The organism is Actinomadura sp. NPDC023710 (assembly GCF_040639875.1).
Taxonomy (GTDB): domain Bacteria; phylum Actinomycetota; class Actinomycetes; order Streptosporangiales; family Streptosporangiaceae; genus Spirillospora; species Spirillospora citrea.
Genome location: NZ_JBFAGB010000030.1, coordinates 109,099 through 125,025, shown reverse-complemented (window position 1 = coordinate 125,025; position 15,927 = coordinate 109,099). Strand labels below are relative to the sequence as shown.

Genomic DNA, 15,927 nt, shown 5'->3' with positions numbered 1-15,927 from the left:
AGCCCTTCGGGCAGACTCACCGCCGGCTCCCAGCCGAGCGCCTCCCGCGTCCGCCGCGGCGCGATCGCCATCGCCGGCAGGTCGCCCAGCCGGGGACGGCCCGGATGCCGGCACCCGACTGCGCCGCGGCTCAGGAACGCCTCGCCACCTCCTTCTAAGACCTCCTCCCCTCCACCGAAAGGAAGCGATCATGTCTGAGCAGCCGAACCGCGACTCGACGGGCCGCCGCTTCGACCTGGACCGCTGGCAGTCCCGCCTCGACGCGCTGCGCGCCGCCCACCACGTGCCGGCCGCACGGGCTTCAGCACTCGATGACGCTGCCGGAGGAGGCCATGAGCCACCGCGCCGCCATGAACCACCTGGGCGAACCCGGCGCCGACCCCGAGCCCGCCCCCGTCCTGGGACCGATGCCCCGCTCGGTCGGACCGGCCGCCCGCGTCATCGTCTCCGCGGGCGACATGGCCCGCTTCGCCCGCACGCACCTGAAGAACGGCACGGCACCCGGCGGCGCCCGCGTCCTCTCCCCGCGGGCCGTGGCGGCCATGCAGCACCGGGAGGTGGACGGGCGGCCGGGAAGCCCCCCGGGCCGCCCGTCCGCGGCCGATGCCGCGCCTGACCGCGCCGCTCTAGCCTCAAGACATGATCGAGGCTGTGCTGTGGGACGTCGATGACACGATCTTCGACTTCACCGGCTCGGAACGGGCCGGGCTGCTGAGCCACTTCGCGGCCGAGGGACTGCCCTCCGACCAGGCCGCCCTGGACCGATGGCACCAGATCACCAGGCTCGGACACCGGCGCCTCGCGGCCGGCCTGGTGACCTACGAGCAGCAACGGCGCGCGAGAGTCCGCACGTTCGTCGACCGTCCGCTGAGCGATACCGAGGCGGACGCGTGGCACGACCGTTACGAGGCACTGTTCGAAGCTGCATGGTCGGCGTTTCCCGACGTGGCGACGGTACTGGGTGCGCTCCCTTACCGAAACGGCATCCTGTCCAACTCGAGCACCGTCCACCAAGAGCGCAGACTGACGGCCCTGGGCCTGCGTCACCACTTCGAAGTGCTCCTTTGCTCCGACCGACTCGGCTGGGCGAAACCGAACCCCCAGGCTTTCCGGGCCGCCTGCACCGCCCTCGACCTACCTCCCGCCCAGGTCGCCTACATCGGCGACAAACTGGACGTGGACGCCGTAGGCGCCCACAACGCGGGCCTTCACGCCATCTGGCTCGACCGAGCAAGTACGGAAACCCCGGCCCCCACCGGCATACACCGGATCTCGACCCTGACCGACCTTTCCGCGCTCCTGGCCGCCTGCTGAACCCCCCGGGGCGGTCGGAACCTGAGGCCGTCGCGGTCCGGTCCTCCTGACGGCTACTTCAGGGCGAGCGGGTTGATGGGCGAGCCGACCGCGCCGGTGACCTTCAGCGGCGGTGCGGCGAACAGGAACTCGTAAACGCCGTCGTCGGCGCAGTCCTCGGCGAGGGCCTCCAGGTCGAAGATCTCCCCGAGCGGGATCCCCACGTCGCGGAGCAGCACGCAGTGCACCGGGCTGGTGACGGCGAGGTCCTCCCCGGGCGCCACCTCGATGCCCCAGTTGTCCATGCCCAGCGCGGCGAGGTCGCGGGCGCGGATCCAGCGCACGCAGTCGAGGCCGAGCCCGGGTTCGGTGCTCATCCACGCGGCGGCGTCCCGCTCGACCACGAACTTCTTCCACCATCCGGTCCGGATCAGCAGGATGTCGCCCGCCCGGATCTCGGTGCCCTGCCGTTCCGCGATGGCGTCGAGGGTCTCCGGGCCGATCACGTGGCCGCCCTCCAGCCAGTCGACCTCGGCGTGCCGGGCGACGTCGAGCAGGACGCCCCGTCCGGCGATCCCGTTGCCGAGGGCGTCGATGGAACACCGCGCCGCGCCGTGCGGGCCGACCGCGTCCTCGCCGAATCCGTTGTAGAGCAGGCCGTCGTACCAGACGTGCGCGAACGCGTCCCACTGCGTCCCGGCCTGCAGCGGCATGACGACGTAGTCGTCCGACCACTTCGCGCCGCCGGGGTACTCCTGCCGCGCACCGGTCTCGGTCATCATGTGCAGCGGGTTGATCCGGCCGGGGAACGCCTGCGGGCCGTCGGCGCCGAGCGGGATCCCGAGGTCGAACACCGCGCCTTTGCGCACCGACCGCGCCGCCTGGACGATCTCCTGCGGCGTGATCAGGTTGGTGGTGCCGCGTTCGTCCTCGGCGCCCCAGCGACCCCAGTTGCTGACCTCGGCGCCGACCCGGCGGAAGTCCTCGGAGGTCATCGCGACGCCAGATCGCGCTCGTGCACCGCGACCGCCACGGCCAGGTCCTCCCAGGCCATGCCGACGCTCTTGAACACCCGCGGTCTCGCGTCCTCCACGACGGCCCCGCCGCGGACGAGGTCGGCCAGCTCGATCAGGTCGGTCTCCGCGATCGCCCCGTGGCCGAGCGCCTGGACCACGTCGCCCGCCTCGGTCGTGGCCACCGTCCGCGACTCGACCACGACCTGCGCCGCCTCCATGACGTCGCCGCCCAGCTCACGGGCGTCGGGATGGTGCGAGCCGACCGCGACGACCAAGGTCCCCGGGGCCAGGAGATCCGCCGCGAACAGCGGTTCGCGGGCGCTGGTGCAGCAGATCACGATGTCGGCCTCGCCCACGTCGTGCGCCGAGCCGGCGCGGGCGCGCAGGCCGTCGTCGGCGCAGCGGCGGACCAGCCGCTCGGTCCGCTCGGGGTCGCGTCCGGCGACGACCACGTCGCGCAGGCCGTGCAGCGCGTGGAACGTCTCGATGTGCGCGCGTGCCTGCGGTCCGCTGCCGAACACGACGGCCGAGCGGATCGGCCGGGACGCCATGTGCCGCGCCGCGAGGGCGGACACGGCCGGGGTCCGCAGCAGGGTGAGCTCCCCGCCGTCCATCATGGCGAGCAGCCGGAGCGTACGGGCGTCCATCAGCAGGTACAGCCCGGAGATGGTCGGGAGCCCCCGGGCCGGATTGCCCGGCGCCAGGCCGAGCACCTTGACGCCGACGTGGCCGGTGGCCTCCGACGGCATCAGCAGCAGCTCGCCGTGGCTCGTCGGCCGGGAGACACGTCCCTGCTCGTCCTCCGGCCGGAGGCCGCCGAGAAGCACCCGCTCCAGCGCGTCGACCAGGTGCCGCGCGTCGCCGAGCCGCCGCATCCTTTCCCCGTCGATCCCGTCGATGCTCATCGCCGTCCCGTCTCGTCGATCCGAACCTCGGCGCTCTCGTCCGTCGCCGCCACCGTCGCCGTGCCCGTGCGCGGGAGCGCGTCGAAGTCGCCGGCGGACAGCACGACGACCGGTACCTCGATCGCGTAGAGCTCGCGGGCGACGATCGCCGCGAGCGCCACGATCGCGTCCGGCCGCCGGAGGAGGATGGCCGCCGGCGCCACACCGCGCCGGATCTGCTCGGCCAGCACCGTGGAGCTCGAACTCGACCCGCGGCTTCCGTCGAAGGCCAGCACCCGGCCGGCGGCCGAGGTCCCGCGCTGCGGATGGCGGACGTCGGTGATCTCGCCGGTCGCCACGTCGCTGCCGCCCCAGAACGACAGCGGCTCGTCCAGCAGGAGCAGGGGAGCGGTCGTGACCCCCGGGCTGAGCGGTATCCCGATCACGATGCCGCCCAGAGCGCGGGGTCGCGGACGACGCGGCCCGCGCGTGCGGACAGCACGCACTCGGCGAGCGAGGCGAACACGACGTCGATGCCGAGATTGGTCGGCGCGTACCACGCCCACTTGGCGGAGTTCGTCATCACCACACGCGCCGACGCCCGCAGGACCGGAGCGATGTAGGTGCAGGTGTCCACCAGGATCCGGGCTCCGGCGCGACGGCAGATCGCGGCGTCGCCGGCGCGTTCGGCCTCGGCGAGGACGGCCCGGCTCGTCGAGATCCAGAACTCGATGCCCGCGTCGAACGGCGGCCCGCCGGCCAGCAGCGCGGCGAGCGCGCGGAACTCGGCGGCCGAGAAGTGCGGCGTGCCGACGCTGATCGCGTCGAGCCGTCCGTCCGGCGCCGTGGTGAGCTCGTCGCACGCCGCGCGCAGGTCCGCCGCGGTCACCTCGTACCGCCGCTCGGCGGCGCGGCCGCGGAAGGCGGTCGCGGTGTCGGGGGCCTCCGGCGTCAGGCCGACGGCGTGGAACAGGGCGACGCCCCCGGCCGAGGCCGCCGCGGCGCCGAGCGCCTTCAGCCGGTCCTCGTCCGCGTCGCCGGGCAGCCCGGTCAGCACGGGGACCCGGGTCCCCGAACGGCGGCCGACGAGGTGACCGAGCGCCGCCCACGCGACGTCAGCCGCGAACGTCCCGGCGGGCACCCCCGAGCAGTCGAACAGGTCCTGACCGGCGCGGTTCTCGTCCAGGTGCAGGCCCACACGCGGGGCGAAACCGGTGACCGCGGCGCAGATGTCGGCGAAGTCGCCGTAGCGGTCGGTACGGGCGCCGAGGACCGAGTTTGCGAACACGATGGCGTTCGACTCCGCCCACGCCACGTGCCGGCCGTACGCCGGCCGCTTCGTGAGCTGGTACGGAGCGCAGGTCCACGTGGGTTCCGCGCCGAGGGCGACGTAGCCGTCCATCAGCCGCCGTGCGTCCGCACGCTCGCCGGCGTCGCCGCGCACCACGCCCGGGTGCAGCAGGTCCAGGGAGCCGACGTTGAGCGTCGTCGGGACGGCGACCCGCGCGCCCCCGGAGATCAGCCGTTCGACCAGGTCGATCCCCACCTGCCCGTGAAAGAGGCAGCCGTCGACGTGTGCCGAGTCGACCGTGATCAGCCGGTCGGCGCCGAGCGCGCGAGCGAGCCGGACGACCACCCGCATGGCCAGCGCGGCCCCGTCGCCGTGGCGGCCCGCGAGCATCGCCCGCTGCGCGCCCGTCAGCGCCGGCTCGGAGATCGCGTGCTTCATGAGGCCCTACCTACCCGTGCGTCCCCGCCCGCCCGCGCGCACCCGTGCACGATCCGGCCGTCCTTGACGACCAGCCGGATCCGCGCCAGCGCGCCGATGTCGGCGGCGGGGTCGCCCTCGACCAGCACCAGGTCGGCGAGTTTGCCCACGTCCACCGTGCCGGTGTCGTGCAGCACGTCCATGTTCTCCGCCGCGTTGCGGGTGGCCGCGCGGATCACCTCGGGCGCGCTCAGCCCATACCGGACCATGAGCTCCAGCTCGCGGACCAGATCCGTGTGCGGGTTGAACGGGGTGCCCGCGTCGGTGCCGGCCGCGATCCTGAGGCCGGACCGGACCGCCGCGACGAAGCTCTCCCGGTGCCGTTCCGCCTCGCGCTCGGCCTTCTCGTGCACCCAGGGCGGCATGCCCGCGCCGGTTCCGGCCGTCACGATCGACGCCACCGCGAGCAGCGTCGGCACGAGGTAGGCGCCCCGCGCGACGGCGAGGTCGAGCGCCTCGTCGTCGAGCCGTATGCCGTGCTCGATCGAGTCGACGCCCGCGCGCAGGGCGTTCTTGATCCCCTGGTTGCCGATGGCGTGCACGGTGATCCGCCGTCCCGCGTTGTGCGCCTCCTGCGCGGCGACCGCCAGTTCCTCCTGGACCAGCGCGGTGTGCCCGGGGTCCACGCCGGCGGTCAGTACTCCGCCGGTCGCCATCGCCTTGATGAAGTGGGCGCCCGCCTTGAGCTCGGCGCGGGTCGCCGCCCGCACCCCGTCCACTCCGTCGGCCTCGCGCCCGATGAAGTGGCCGTGCCCGCCCGTCATCGTGATCACCCGCCCGGCGGCCCTGACACGCGGCCCCGGGACGATGCCGTCATCGATCCCCTTGGCCAGCTCGATCACGACTCCGTCGGCGGCGCCGCAGTCGCGGACGCTGGTCACGCCGGCCCGCAGGGTCGCCGCGGCCGTCGTCGCGCTCTTCAGCGTGGCGAGCGGCAGCGAGTCGGACTCGATCTGCCGGGTGAAGTCCGGCCCGGCGTCCGCGGACAGGTGAACGTGCGAGTTGATGAGTCCGGGCAGCAGGCTGCAGCCGGCGCCGTCGAGGATGGCGTGCGCCGGGAACGGCGGGGCGGACTCCGCCGGTCCGATCCACGCGATCCGCCGGCCGTCGACGACGACGGCGCTGCCGGGGCGGCCGCGCCCGTCGTGCCCGTCGATCAGGTTCACGTCCCGGATCAGGAAGGCCGCCGGGCCGGCGGGCACGGGCTCACTCACCGCGGCCGCCCTCGTCCGGCTTCTGCGCGGCCGGCCCGATGGGGAAGTGGCATGCCGTCCTGCGCGCGTGCGGCGCGACGTCCCGGAGGATCGGCGGCTCCACCGCGCAGCGGTCCCGGTCCCCGTGGGCCCGCGGCCCGTACCGGCACCGCGGGTGGAACACGCATCCGGACGGCGGGCTGGCCGGGTCGGCGACGTCCTCGCTCGCGAGCCCGCCGGCCGGCGGCGGCAGCGACCGGCCGCGGGGATCGGGCCGGCTGTCGCGCAGCAGTTCGGTGTAGGGGTGGCCCGGACGGGAGAGGACGTCGGTCGTCCCCTGCTCGACCAGCGTCCCGAGGTACAGCACGCTCAGGTCGGTGCACATGTACTGCGCGATCGCCAGGTCGTGGGTGATGAAGACGTAGGTCAGCCCGAGCCGCCTCTGCAGGTCGAGCAGCAGTTCCAGGATCTCGGCCTGCACCGAGGTGTCGAGTGAGGACGTCACCTCGTCGGCGATGATCACCCGCGGCTCGGCGGCCAGGGCGCGCGCGATGACGATGCGCTGGCGCTGGCCGCCGGAGAACTCGTGCGGGAGCCGCCGCGCGGCGGAGGCGTCGAGAGCGACCGAGGCGAGCAGTTCGGCGACGCGGTCCCGGTGCGCGCCGGTGCGCAGCCGCCCGCGCGGGGCGATCGCCTCGGCGAGCGCCCGACCGACCGACATCCGGGGATCCAGCGAGGAGTACGGGTCCTGCGGGACGAGCTGGATCTGCCTGCGGGCCGCGAAACGCTCCCGGCGCGACAGCCGGTGGACGTCCGTTCCGTCGAGGCGGACCACGCCCCGCGCCGGGGCGATCTGCCCCACCAGCACCCGGGCCAGCGTGGACTTGCCGGAGCCGGACTCGCCGACGACACCCATCGTGCTGCCGCGGGCGATCGCGACGCTCACGTCGTGCAGGACGTTGCGGGAGCGCACGCCGTAGCCGGCCGACACCCCCTCGGCGCCCAGCACGATGTCGCCCGGTTCGTCGGTGTGCGTCATGACCAGACCTCCGTGGCCGGTGTCTCGGCGTGGCAGGCGACGGCGTTGCCCGAGGGGACGGCGACCAGCGGAGGAACGACATCGGCGCAGACGGGGGCCGCGAGCGAGCAACGGGGCGCGAAGGCGCAGCCCGTGCCTCGTGCCTCGGCGGACGGGGCCCGTCCGGGCAGCGGCACGAGCCGGACGTCGTCCCGGTCGGCCGCCGCGTCGGGGGAGGCGGCCAGGAGCGCACGCGTGTAGGGGTGCCGTACGTCGCGCCGGCGAAGGTCCTCCACCGATACCTCCTCCACGACGCGCCCCGCGTACATCACGCAGACCCGGTCGCAGAGCGCGGAGACCACGCCGATGTCGTGCGAGATGAGCAGGATCGCCGTGCCGTGCTCGGTGTTGATCTGCTTCAGCAGGCGCAGCACGTCGGCCTGCACGGTGACGTCCAGCGCGGTGGTGGGCTCGTCGGCGATGATCAGCTTCGGCTCGTGCAGCATCGCCGCCGCGATCATCGCGCGCTGCCGCATGCCGCCGGAGAGCTCGTGCGGATACTGGCGCATCCGCAGCTCGGGCGAGGACACCCGCGTCTCCGCCAGCCGGGCGACCGCCAGGGCGTCGGCCTGCCGCCGGGACGTCCCGGTGTGCGCCCGGAGGACCTCGGTGAGCTGGGTGCCGATCCGCAGCGCGGGGTTGAAGCTGCTCGACGGGTCCTGGAAGACGATCCCGAGTTCGGTGGCCAGCCGCGTGGGCGGGGCCTTCCCCGGGTCGGCCAGGTCGATGCCGTTCACGCCGAGGTGCTCCGCGGACCAGTCCAGCTCGCGAGGCAGCAGCCGCGCGAGGGCGAGCGCGGTCAGGCTCTTGCCGGAGCCGGACTCGCCGACGATGCCGACGATCTCTCCGGCGCCGACGGTCAGCGAGATCTCGTGGACCAGCTCCCGGCCGTCGGGACGGCGGACCGACAGGCCCCGCACGGACGCCGCGGCGGCAGGTTCCCCCTTCCCGCGACCGGACGGGGCGGGACGCGGCGGCGCGGTCACCGGCGCGGACCGCCGCGGTCGCGACGTCCCGCGCGGATCCAGGTGCCGGACGAGGCCGTCGCCGACGAGACCGGCGGCGAGTCCGGTGACCAGGATCGCCACGGCGGGGCCGAGGGCCTCGCCCGGATTGTCGTAGATGTTGCGCAGGCCGCTCGCCAGCAGGCTGCCCCAGTCGTACGACGGCGGCTGGACGCTCAGCCCGAGGAAGCTGAGCCCGGAGACCGTCAGCACGCTGGTCGCGAACCCCACCGAGATGAGCACGAGCAGCGGCGCGGCGATGTTGGGGACCACGTGCCGGGTCAGGACGCGGGCCCGGCCGACGCCCAGCAGGCGCGCGACCGTGACGTAGTCCCGCCCGTTCACCGACAGCGCGAGCCGGTTGGTCAGCCGCGCGAACTGCGGGCAGAACGCCAGGCCGAGCGCGCCGACCACGGACGCGCGTCCCGGCGAGAGGATCGCGGTGAACGTCAGCGCGATGATGATCGGCGGGAACGACAGCAGCAGGTCGATGACCCGGTCGCCCACCGCGCGGACGGCCGGCCCGGCGGCCGCGATCCCCGCGCCGAGGAGCGTGCCGAGCACCGCGGCGATCGCGGTGGCGGCCATCGCCATCTCGATCGTCAGCCGCGTCGCGACCACGGTCCGCCAGAACACGTCGCGTCCGAGCGCGTCGGTGCCCAGCCAGTGCGCGCCGGAGGGGCCCTGGCGGATGTCGGCGGTCAGCCCGTCGGCGCGCGCCCGCCAAAGGATCGGCGCCACGACGGCGACCACCACGATCAGGGCGGCCAGGGCGAGGCCGGCGACGAGCGGCGCCGGGAGCCGGGTGCGCCTCATGAGCGTGTCCTCGTCAGCACCCGCGGATCGAGCAGGCCCAGCGTGACGTCGACGACCAGGTTGATCAGGACGGCGACCAGCCCGAGGACGAGGATGATCCCCTGGATCTCGGGATAGTCGCGCTTCACGATCGCGCGCACGATCTCCGCGCCGATGCCGGGCATGTTGAAGACGTTCTCGGCGACGACCGTCCCACCGAGCAGCGCGACGAGGATGAGGCCGCCGAGCGTCAGCGTGCTGGTCACGACGTTGGGCACCACGTGCCGCAGGAACAACCGCGTGTTCGACAGCCGTTTGCTCATCGCCATCGTGATGTAGTCCTGCGACAGCACCGCCGCGGTCTCGTTGCGCACCAGGCGGGTGAGCACCGCCGCCGGCGCGATGGCGATGGACAGGGAGGGCAGGATCATCGAGGTGAACCCCGCGCCGCCCTGGACGGGCAGCCAGCGCAGCTTCAGCGCGAACACGAAGACGAGCAGGGTCCCGGCGATGTACTCCGGCATGGCGCCGAGGACCGAGGCGCCGACCCCGAACGACGACGTCGCGGCCCGGGCGCGTCCGCGCTGCTGCGCGACGCCGACCGCCGTGCCCAGCGGTATCGCCACGATCAGCACGACGACCAGCGCGCTCGTCGCCAGCGCGACCGTGAGCGGCAGGCGCTGGGAGAGCATCGACGACACCGGCTGGCCGGTGGCGAAGGAGGTGCCGAGGTCGCCGTGCGCCAGTCCGCCGAGGTAGGAGCCGAACTGCCGCCACAGGGGCTCGGTCAGCCCGAGCCGCTCGCGGACCTGCCGCACCTCCTCCTCGCCGGCGGTCAGCCCGACGATCTGCCGGGCCGGATCGCCCGGCACCAAGCGCACGATCATGAACGTCACGACGACGAGGAAGGCGAGCACGGCGGCGACCCCGCCGAGGCGCCGGGCGAGGTAGCCGGCCCACGGGGAGTCGGCCACCCGCCGGGCGAGACCGCGGCTCCCTGCCGATGCGTCGGCGGCGGTCGTCACCATCAACCGTTCGCCTTGCCGACGCGGATCGAGGCCGGCACCGCGAACCCGTTGACGACGCTGCCGCTCGTCCCGCCCGCGAACACGACGTGCACCGGCGCGGTGGCCAGCGGCAGGACGTCGACGTTGCGCAGCAGGGACTGCTGGAAGGTCTTCAGCGCGGCGCACTTCTCCTCGGGCGACCCGCTCGCGGCCTGGTCGTACGCCTGCTCCGCGGCCGGGTTCCTCGTCGCGCCGAGGTTGAGCCCCTTCGGCGGCGCGTCGTGCACGAAGAACTGCCCGACCGGCAGGAAGCTCGACAGCCGGTTGCCGTACACGAAGATCGTGACGTCCCAGTCGTTCTTGCCGCTGAACAGGTCCGACACCCACGCCTGGTTGTCCGTCGTGCGCACCGTGGCGGCGGCGCCCGCGGCCTGGAGAGCGGCCATGACCTGGTCGTTGGCCGCGCCGCCGGCCAGGATGTTCGTGCCGATGACCTGGAGCTTCACGCCCTTGAGCGCCCCGGCCGCCGCGGCCGCGTCGTGCTCGGGGACCAGGGCGTTCGAGCCGGCGTCGAAGCACTCGTAGGAGGATCGGCCGAGGCTGGAGATCAGCTCGCCGGAGCCGAAGCTCTGCACCTTGTTCAGTACGGAACGATCCAAGGCTTGGGCGATCGCGAGCCGGACGTTCCGGTCGGCGGTCGGATGACCGGCGGTCTCATTGAAGACGACCATCGTGTCGGACTGCGGCGCCGTACGGACGGTGATCCCGCCGGTCGACCTGAACCGGTCCCACGCGTTGGAGGTGAACGAGGGGATCTGGAGTTCGCCGGTGGAGGTCAGGTTGGCCCGGGTGTTCTCGTCGTCGACCACCTTGAGCACCAGCTTCTTCGGCGGCTCGCCCGCCGCCTGGCCCGCGTACGCGGGTCCCCACGTGTACCCGGACCGCCGGGTCACGGTGTAGCTGGAGCCGGTGACCTGCGACTCGGAGACGAAGGCGCCCGTGCCGGCGGACGTGGTCCGCAGGCTCGACGGATTCTTCGTGCCGGACGGGCAGACGATCCCGGCGAACGGCCCCGTCATGCCGGGCACCAGGTCCGACCAGGGCTTCGCCAGCGTGATCGTCACCGAGTCGCCGGTCGACGTCGCCTTCGCCGAGTTGCCCGGGCCGATCGCCTGGCGTACGAGGGGCGCCTTGGTCGCCGGGTCGAAGAGCCGGTTCAGCGACGCCGCCGCCACCGCGCCGGTCAGGGCGGTGCCGTCCGAGCAGGTGACACCGCTTCGGAGGTGGAAGGTGGCGCTCTTCGGGGTGGATTTCCATGTGTCCGACAGCCCGGGGACCAGCTTGCCCGACGGATCGAAGTGGACGAGCGTGTCGTACATCGCCGCGAGGGCGACGGCGTCCTGGAACGTGCTCGCCTGGGTCGGGTCGTAGCTGCTGACCGGTCCGTCGAGGGTCATGGACACGACGCCGTTCGTGACGTTCGGCGGCGCCTTGCCGCTGGAGTCCGACGCCCCGCCACAACCGGCGACGAGGGCCGCGCAGACGGAGACACTCGCGACGACTGCCCGATGCCCCATACGAATTCTCATGGTGGTCCTTCGGTGATGTGCCGGATGAGAGGTGCGGTGCCCCGGTGCGGGCGCCTGGTCGCGTTCAACAAAGTGAACTTGTGTCGGCCATGGTGACGACCCGGCTATCCGATGTCAATATGTTGAACGCGCGAATCAGGCGCAGCCGGATCGGCTGCGCCAGGGCGTTCGGTAAGTCAGAACGATGGCGGCGTCATCGCGCCGACGAGCACAGCGTTGCTGTCGGTGGCGTTGCGGTACCAGTGCGACAGGCTTGAGTCGTAGGTGATCGAGTCGCCCTCGTAGAGCGTGTGCATGGTGCCCGCGATGCACACCATGAGCTCGCCCTCGGTGATCAGGATGCACTCCTCGCCGGGGTGCTCGAACGGCGTGCTCTCGTTGCTCCACCCGGCGGCGACCTGCGCCTTTATCATCCCGAGCCGGCCGTTCATATGCGGCGTGATCAGGGTGTACTCAAGGTTCTCGTCGGCCAGCAGCAGGCGGCGGTGGGTCCCGGCGCGGACCAGCGCGCCGGCCGCGGTGTCGGCGAGGAAGAACCGGCCGACCGGAACGTCGAGCGCCTGCGCCAGCTTCACGAGCGTCGTGAACGAGGGGTTCCCCTGGCCGCGCTCGATCTGGCTCAGCAGGCCGGGACTCAGGTCGGCGGCCTGGGCGAGGCCGGCGATGCTCAGGTCGGCGGCGTGGCGCAGCTCGCGTACGAGGTTGCCCACGACGGCCATGGTCGGCGTCGGGTTGCCCGGCTTACCGGCCTCTGTCGACCTTGCGCTGCGCGGCATGGTGACAGCCTGCCCGACCCGGGCAGGTGTCGTCAATATATTGAACAGCACGGCTGGACCGGCGCCCCGGACCATCCGTCCTTGACGCTCGTCTCTGCGTAAGTATAGCTTACGCCACCTAAGTGACAGTAACGATGTGGTTAACCGCCACGACAAGCGGAGGGCCGTTGACCAGCGTGTTCGAAACCTCCCTGAGCGGCCTGCTCACCGGCCGGGTCGCCCTGGTCACCGGTGCGGCCGGCGCGCTCGGCGAATCGATCTGCCACGCCTTCACCCGGGCGGGCGCCGAGGTCGTCGGCGCCGACCTGGTCGAGGGCGGCGCCTGCGACTTCCTCGCGGACGTGGCGACGGCCGAGGGCAACCGGCTCATGGTCGCCGATGCCGTCCGCCGCCACGGGCGCCTCGACGTGCTGGTCCTCAACGCCGGCGTGCAGTTCGTCGCGCCGATCCCCGAATTCCCCGAGGAGCAGTGGGACCGGCTCATGGACGTGATGGCCAAGGGCCCCTTCCTGGCCATGAAGGCCGCCTGGGCGGAGCTGACCCGCCGGCCGGGGTCGCGCGTCCTGATCACGTCCTCCGTCTCCGGCGTGGTGGCCGAGCCGTTCAAGGCGGCGTACGTCTCGGCCAAGCACGCGGTCAACGGCCTCACCAAGGTCGCCGCGCTGGAGGGGGCGCCGCACGGGCTGACCGTCAACGCGGTCGCCCCCGGCTGGATGTCGACGCCGATGGTCGAGCGCCAGCTGCCGGAGCAGATGGCCCTGCGCGGCCTCACCCGGGAGCAGGTGCTGGAGCTCCTGCTCGACCGCCAACCCGTCAAACGCCTGATCGGCACGGACGAGGTCGCCGCCCTTTTCGCGCTGCTCGCCAGCGACCTCACCTCCGCGGTGACCGGCGTCTGCCTACCGGCGGACCTCGGCACGCTCGCGTCCTGAAGCATCACCTTTACCGAAGGGATCGGCCATGTTGCGCGACAAGTACGAGCCGTGCGTCCTCACCGCCGCGGTGACCGGCGGCGACGTCCTTCCGAGCCAGAGCCCGCACATCCCGTGCGGCCCGGAGGCCATCATCGAGGAGGCCGTCGGCGCCGCCGAGGCGGGGGCCACCTGCGTCCACCTCCACGCCCGCGAGCCCGACGGCCGGCCCTCCGGCGACCCCGCCCTGTTCCGCGAGATCGTGGCCGGGATCCGCGAGCGGTCCGGTGTCGTCATCAACATCAGCACCGGCGGCACCCCGGGGATGCCCGAGGAGCAGCGCCTGGCCGGCATCCGCGCCTGCCGGCCGGAGATCGGCACGCTGAACCTCGGGACGATGAACTACGAGGGCTTCCCGAACAGGGCACGCTGGCCGAAGGTGCGGCATGCCTGGGAGCAGGAGGTCCTGGACAAGTCCGGCGAGGGCGTCTTCACCAACACGCTCGGCACCATCCGCCGCTTCGCGGCCGAGTTCCGCGACCTGGGCGTGACGCCGGAGTTGGAGGCGTACGACCTCGGGCACCTGTCCATGGTCCGCTTCCTGCTCGACGAGGGAACCCTTGAGGGGCCCGTGCGGATCCAGCTCGTGCTGGGCGTGCTCGGCGGCGCGGGCAACGCCCTCGACGACTTCTTCACGCTGTCCCAGGCGGCCGCCCGTATCCTCGGACCCGACGCTGCGAGCCTCAGCGTGGCCGCGACCGGTTTCCCGGGCGAGTTCCGGCATGTCGCGACCGCGCTGTCGTGGGGCGCCGACTGCCGGGTGGGCCTGGAGGACAACATCCGGGTCCGTCGGGACCGGCAGGCGGAGAGCAACGCGGAACTGGTCCGCGTCGCCACCGACCTCGCCGATCTGCTGGCCAGGCCGATCGCGACGCCCGACGCGCTGCGCAGCGAGCTGGGTCCCTGGTACAAGGCCACATAGAGGAGTGGAAACCAATTGGCTGCTCGCCCGCCGGCACATCACCAGAGCGGCAACAAACGCCCCGGCCACTTCGGCGGTCCGGCCGTCGGGGGCGCCCGCGCCGACGAGGGGCCGGACGGTGACGCCGACGCCGTCAAGGTGCTGCTCGGCCGCAACATCAACAGCCTGCGAACCCAGCGCGGCATGGCGGTCCGCGACCTGGCCGAGCAGGCCGGAGTGTCGGCGGCGTTCATCTCGCAGGTCGAGCACGGCACGGCGTCGCCCTCGGTGCCGACGCTGGTCCGCATCGCGCAGGCGCTGCGGGCCCACATCGGCGACCTGTTCCAGGCGACGCTGTCGCGCAGCCAGATCGTCCGGCACGACGAACGCGCGGCGTACGAGTACCCGGACCGCGGCATCACCGAGGCCCAGGTCAGCTCGGACGCCAGTGGGTGCCTGGAGGTGCTGTGGGTGAAGCTCGAACCCGGCGGTGGAACCGGCCCGGAGCTGTTCGCCCACGGCGCGGACACCGAGTTCGTGTTCGTCCTCAAGGGGCAGGTCGCCATCACCGTCGGGTCGGAGGCCCACCGCCTCTCCGCGGGGGACAGCCTCACCTTCCCCGGCAAGGACGTGCACGGCAGCCAGAACCTGTCCCGCGGTTCGTCGGAACTGCTCTGGGTGCAGACCCCCGCCTCGTACTAGGAGAGGTCTCGGCGCGCACCCTTCACCCTGTCACTACGGTCGTCGGGAAACGCCAGTGAACTTGTCCGAGAAGCCGACCGGCTTCGTCGCCATGCCCCAGGGCTCCGTCGCGTACTGGCGCGCCGGCACCCCCGGCCGGACCCCGGTGGTGTGCCTGCACGGCGGGCCCGGCCTGCCGCACTCCTACCTGGAGCCGCTCGCCCGGCTGGGCGCCGACCGGGAGGTGATCTTCTACGACCAGGCGGGCTGTGGGGAGTCCGGCCGGGGGTCGCCGGAGCCGTCGTGGTCGATCCCGTACTTCGTCGAGGAGCTGCGGGCGGTCGTGGCGGCCCTGGGCCTGGAGGAGTTCCATCTCTTCGGCAACTCCTGGGGCGGGTGGCTCGCCCTGGAGTACACGCTCGCCGACCCGCCCGCGGCGCCGGTCTCGCTCCTCCTCAACAGCTCCCCGCCGAGCGTGGAGCGCTGGATCGGCGGGGTGCGCGCGCTGCGCGCCCGGCTTCCGCGGGACGTCGTCCGGGCGATGGACGAGCACGAGAGGGCCGGCACGGTGCGCTCGCGCGAGTACCGGGACGCCCTCGCCATCTTCAACCGCCGGCACATGTGCCGGGTGCGGCCGTGGCCCGCACCGCTCAAGGCCGCGCTCGGCGGATTCGGCGACGAGGTGTACGCGGCCCTGTGGGGGGCGAGCGAGTTCGGGCCGGTGACCGGCGCGCTCGCGGACTGGGACGTCACGCCGCGCCTGCCGGGGATACGCGTGCCCACCCTGGTCACCTGCGGGCGGCATGACGAGGCCGCGCCGGAGCACATGGCGGCGCTGGCGGACGGCATCGCGGGCGCCCGGTTCCGGGTCTTCGACGACAGCTCGCACATGGCGTTCCTCGAAGAGCCGGACGCCTTCATCGCCGAGCTTTCGGCGTTCCTGGCCGACGTCGAGGCGCGGCGCCGGTGAA

Annotated in this window: 16 protein-coding genes; 6 read left to right on the top strand and 10 right to left on the bottom strand. The window is 72.9% G+C overall.

Annotated elements, in window-relative coordinates; translation table 11 throughout:
• The first annotated feature begins 332 nt into the window (after positions 1-332).
• On the top strand, positions 333-671 hold the full coding sequence (locus AB0H37_RS30745) for a hypothetical protein (protein WP_360616551.1): 339 nt from the start codon (positions 333-335) through the stop codon (positions 669-671).
• Entirely contained in the window at positions 640-1,314 is a 675-nt protein-coding gene (locus tag AB0H37_RS30740) for an HAD family hydrolase (protein ID WP_360616550.1), read from the top strand. Before AB0H37_RS30745 ends, AB0H37_RS30740 begins: the two co-directional genes overlap by 32 nt.
• A 53-nt stretch (positions 1,315-1,367) precedes the next feature.
• On the opposite strand, the gene AB0H37_RS30735 is transcribed toward AB0H37_RS30740, so the two are convergent.
• The 10 genes from AB0H37_RS30735 to AB0H37_RS30690 form a co-directional block, all read right to left on the bottom strand.
• Positions 1,368-2,288: a cyclase family protein gene (locus AB0H37_RS30735; RefSeq protein WP_360616549.1), complete on the bottom strand. Its 921-nt coding sequence runs from the start codon at positions 2,286-2,288 to the stop codon at positions 1,368-1,370.
• Complete coding sequence (locus tag AB0H37_RS30730) at positions 2,285-3,214, bottom strand: ornithine cyclodeaminase family protein (protein ID WP_360616548.1); 930 nt, start codon at positions 3,212-3,214, stop codon at positions 2,285-2,287. The genes AB0H37_RS30735 and AB0H37_RS30730 overlap by 4 nt, the downstream gene beginning before the upstream one ends.
• A complete protein-coding gene (locus AB0H37_RS30725; protein WP_360616547.1) occupies positions 3,211-3,639 on the bottom strand; it encodes a DUF126 domain-containing protein in 429 nt (142 codons plus the stop codon). The genes AB0H37_RS30730 and AB0H37_RS30725 overlap by 4 nt, the downstream gene beginning before the upstream one ends.
• Positions 3,636-4,922, bottom strand: a complete 1,287-nt coding sequence (locus tag AB0H37_RS30720) for an aconitase X catalytic domain-containing protein (protein ID WP_329088137.1) — start codon at positions 4,920-4,922, stop codon at positions 3,636-3,638. The genes AB0H37_RS30725 and AB0H37_RS30720 overlap by 4 nt, the downstream gene beginning before the upstream one ends.
• Positions 4,919-6,175: an amidohydrolase family protein gene (locus AB0H37_RS30715; RefSeq protein WP_329088138.1), complete on the bottom strand. Its 1,257-nt coding sequence runs from the start codon at positions 6,173-6,175 to the stop codon at positions 4,919-4,921. Before AB0H37_RS30715 ends, AB0H37_RS30720 begins: the two co-directional genes overlap by 4 nt.
• The gene (locus AB0H37_RS30710; RefSeq protein WP_329088140.1) at positions 6,168-7,193 is read right to left on the bottom strand and encodes an ABC transporter ATP-binding protein; all 1,026 of its coding nucleotides are present in this window, start codon (positions 7,191-7,193) and stop codon (positions 6,168-6,170) included. Before AB0H37_RS30710 ends, AB0H37_RS30715 begins: the two co-directional genes overlap by 8 nt.
• Positions 7,190-9,052 carry a dipeptide/oligopeptide/nickel ABC transporter permease/ATP-binding protein gene (locus AB0H37_RS30705; protein ID WP_360616546.1) on the bottom strand — a complete coding sequence of 621 codons (1,863 nt, stop codon included), beginning with the start codon at positions 9,050-9,052 and terminating at the stop codon, positions 7,190-7,192. Before AB0H37_RS30705 ends, AB0H37_RS30710 begins: the two co-directional genes overlap by 4 nt.
• Positions 9,049-10,059 carry an ABC transporter permease gene (locus tag AB0H37_RS30700; RefSeq protein WP_360616545.1) on the bottom strand — a complete coding sequence of 337 codons (1,011 nt, stop codon included), beginning with the start codon at positions 10,057-10,059 and terminating at the stop codon, positions 9,049-9,051. The genes AB0H37_RS30705 and AB0H37_RS30700 overlap by 4 nt, the downstream gene beginning before the upstream one ends.
• A complete protein-coding gene (locus tag AB0H37_RS30695) occupies positions 10,059-11,615 on the bottom strand; it encodes an ABC transporter substrate-binding protein (protein ID WP_360616544.1) in 1,557 nt (518 codons plus the stop codon). The genes AB0H37_RS30700 and AB0H37_RS30695 overlap by 1 nt, the downstream gene beginning before the upstream one ends.
• A 188-nt stretch (positions 11,616-11,803) precedes the next feature.
• Positions 11,804-12,337 (bottom strand): XRE family transcriptional regulator, encoded by a 534-nt coding sequence (locus AB0H37_RS30690; RefSeq protein ID WP_329088148.1) that lies wholly within the window; start codon positions 12,335-12,337, stop codon positions 11,804-11,806.
• A 242-nt stretch (positions 12,338-12,579) separates the two neighbouring features.
• Here AB0H37_RS30690 and AB0H37_RS30685 point away from each other — a divergent pair, with 242 nt between their 5' ends.
• Genes AB0H37_RS30685 through AB0H37_RS30670 form a run of 4 tightly spaced genes read left to right on the top strand, consistent with a single transcriptional unit; the run spans position 12,580 to position 15,926 of the window.
• A complete protein-coding gene (locus AB0H37_RS30685; protein WP_360616555.1) occupies positions 12,580-13,335 on the top strand; it encodes an SDR family oxidoreductase in 756 nt (251 codons plus the stop codon).
• Positions 13,336-13,363: 28 nt separating this feature from the next.
• On the top strand, positions 13,364-14,296 hold the full coding sequence (locus tag AB0H37_RS30680) for a 3-keto-5-aminohexanoate cleavage protein (RefSeq protein ID WP_360616543.1): 933 nt from the start codon (positions 13,364-13,366) through the stop codon (positions 14,294-14,296).
• A gap of 15 nt (positions 14,297-14,311) precedes the next feature.
• On the top strand, positions 14,312-14,977 hold the full coding sequence (locus tag AB0H37_RS30675; RefSeq protein WP_360616542.1) for an XRE family transcriptional regulator: 666 nt from the start codon (positions 14,312-14,314) through the stop codon (positions 14,975-14,977).
• A gap of 55 nt (positions 14,978-15,032) precedes the next feature.
• A complete protein-coding gene (locus tag AB0H37_RS30670) occupies positions 15,033-15,926 on the top strand; it encodes a proline iminopeptidase-family hydrolase (protein ID WP_360616541.1) in 894 nt (297 codons plus the stop codon).
• The last annotated feature ends 1 nt before the right edge of the window (position 15,927 follow it).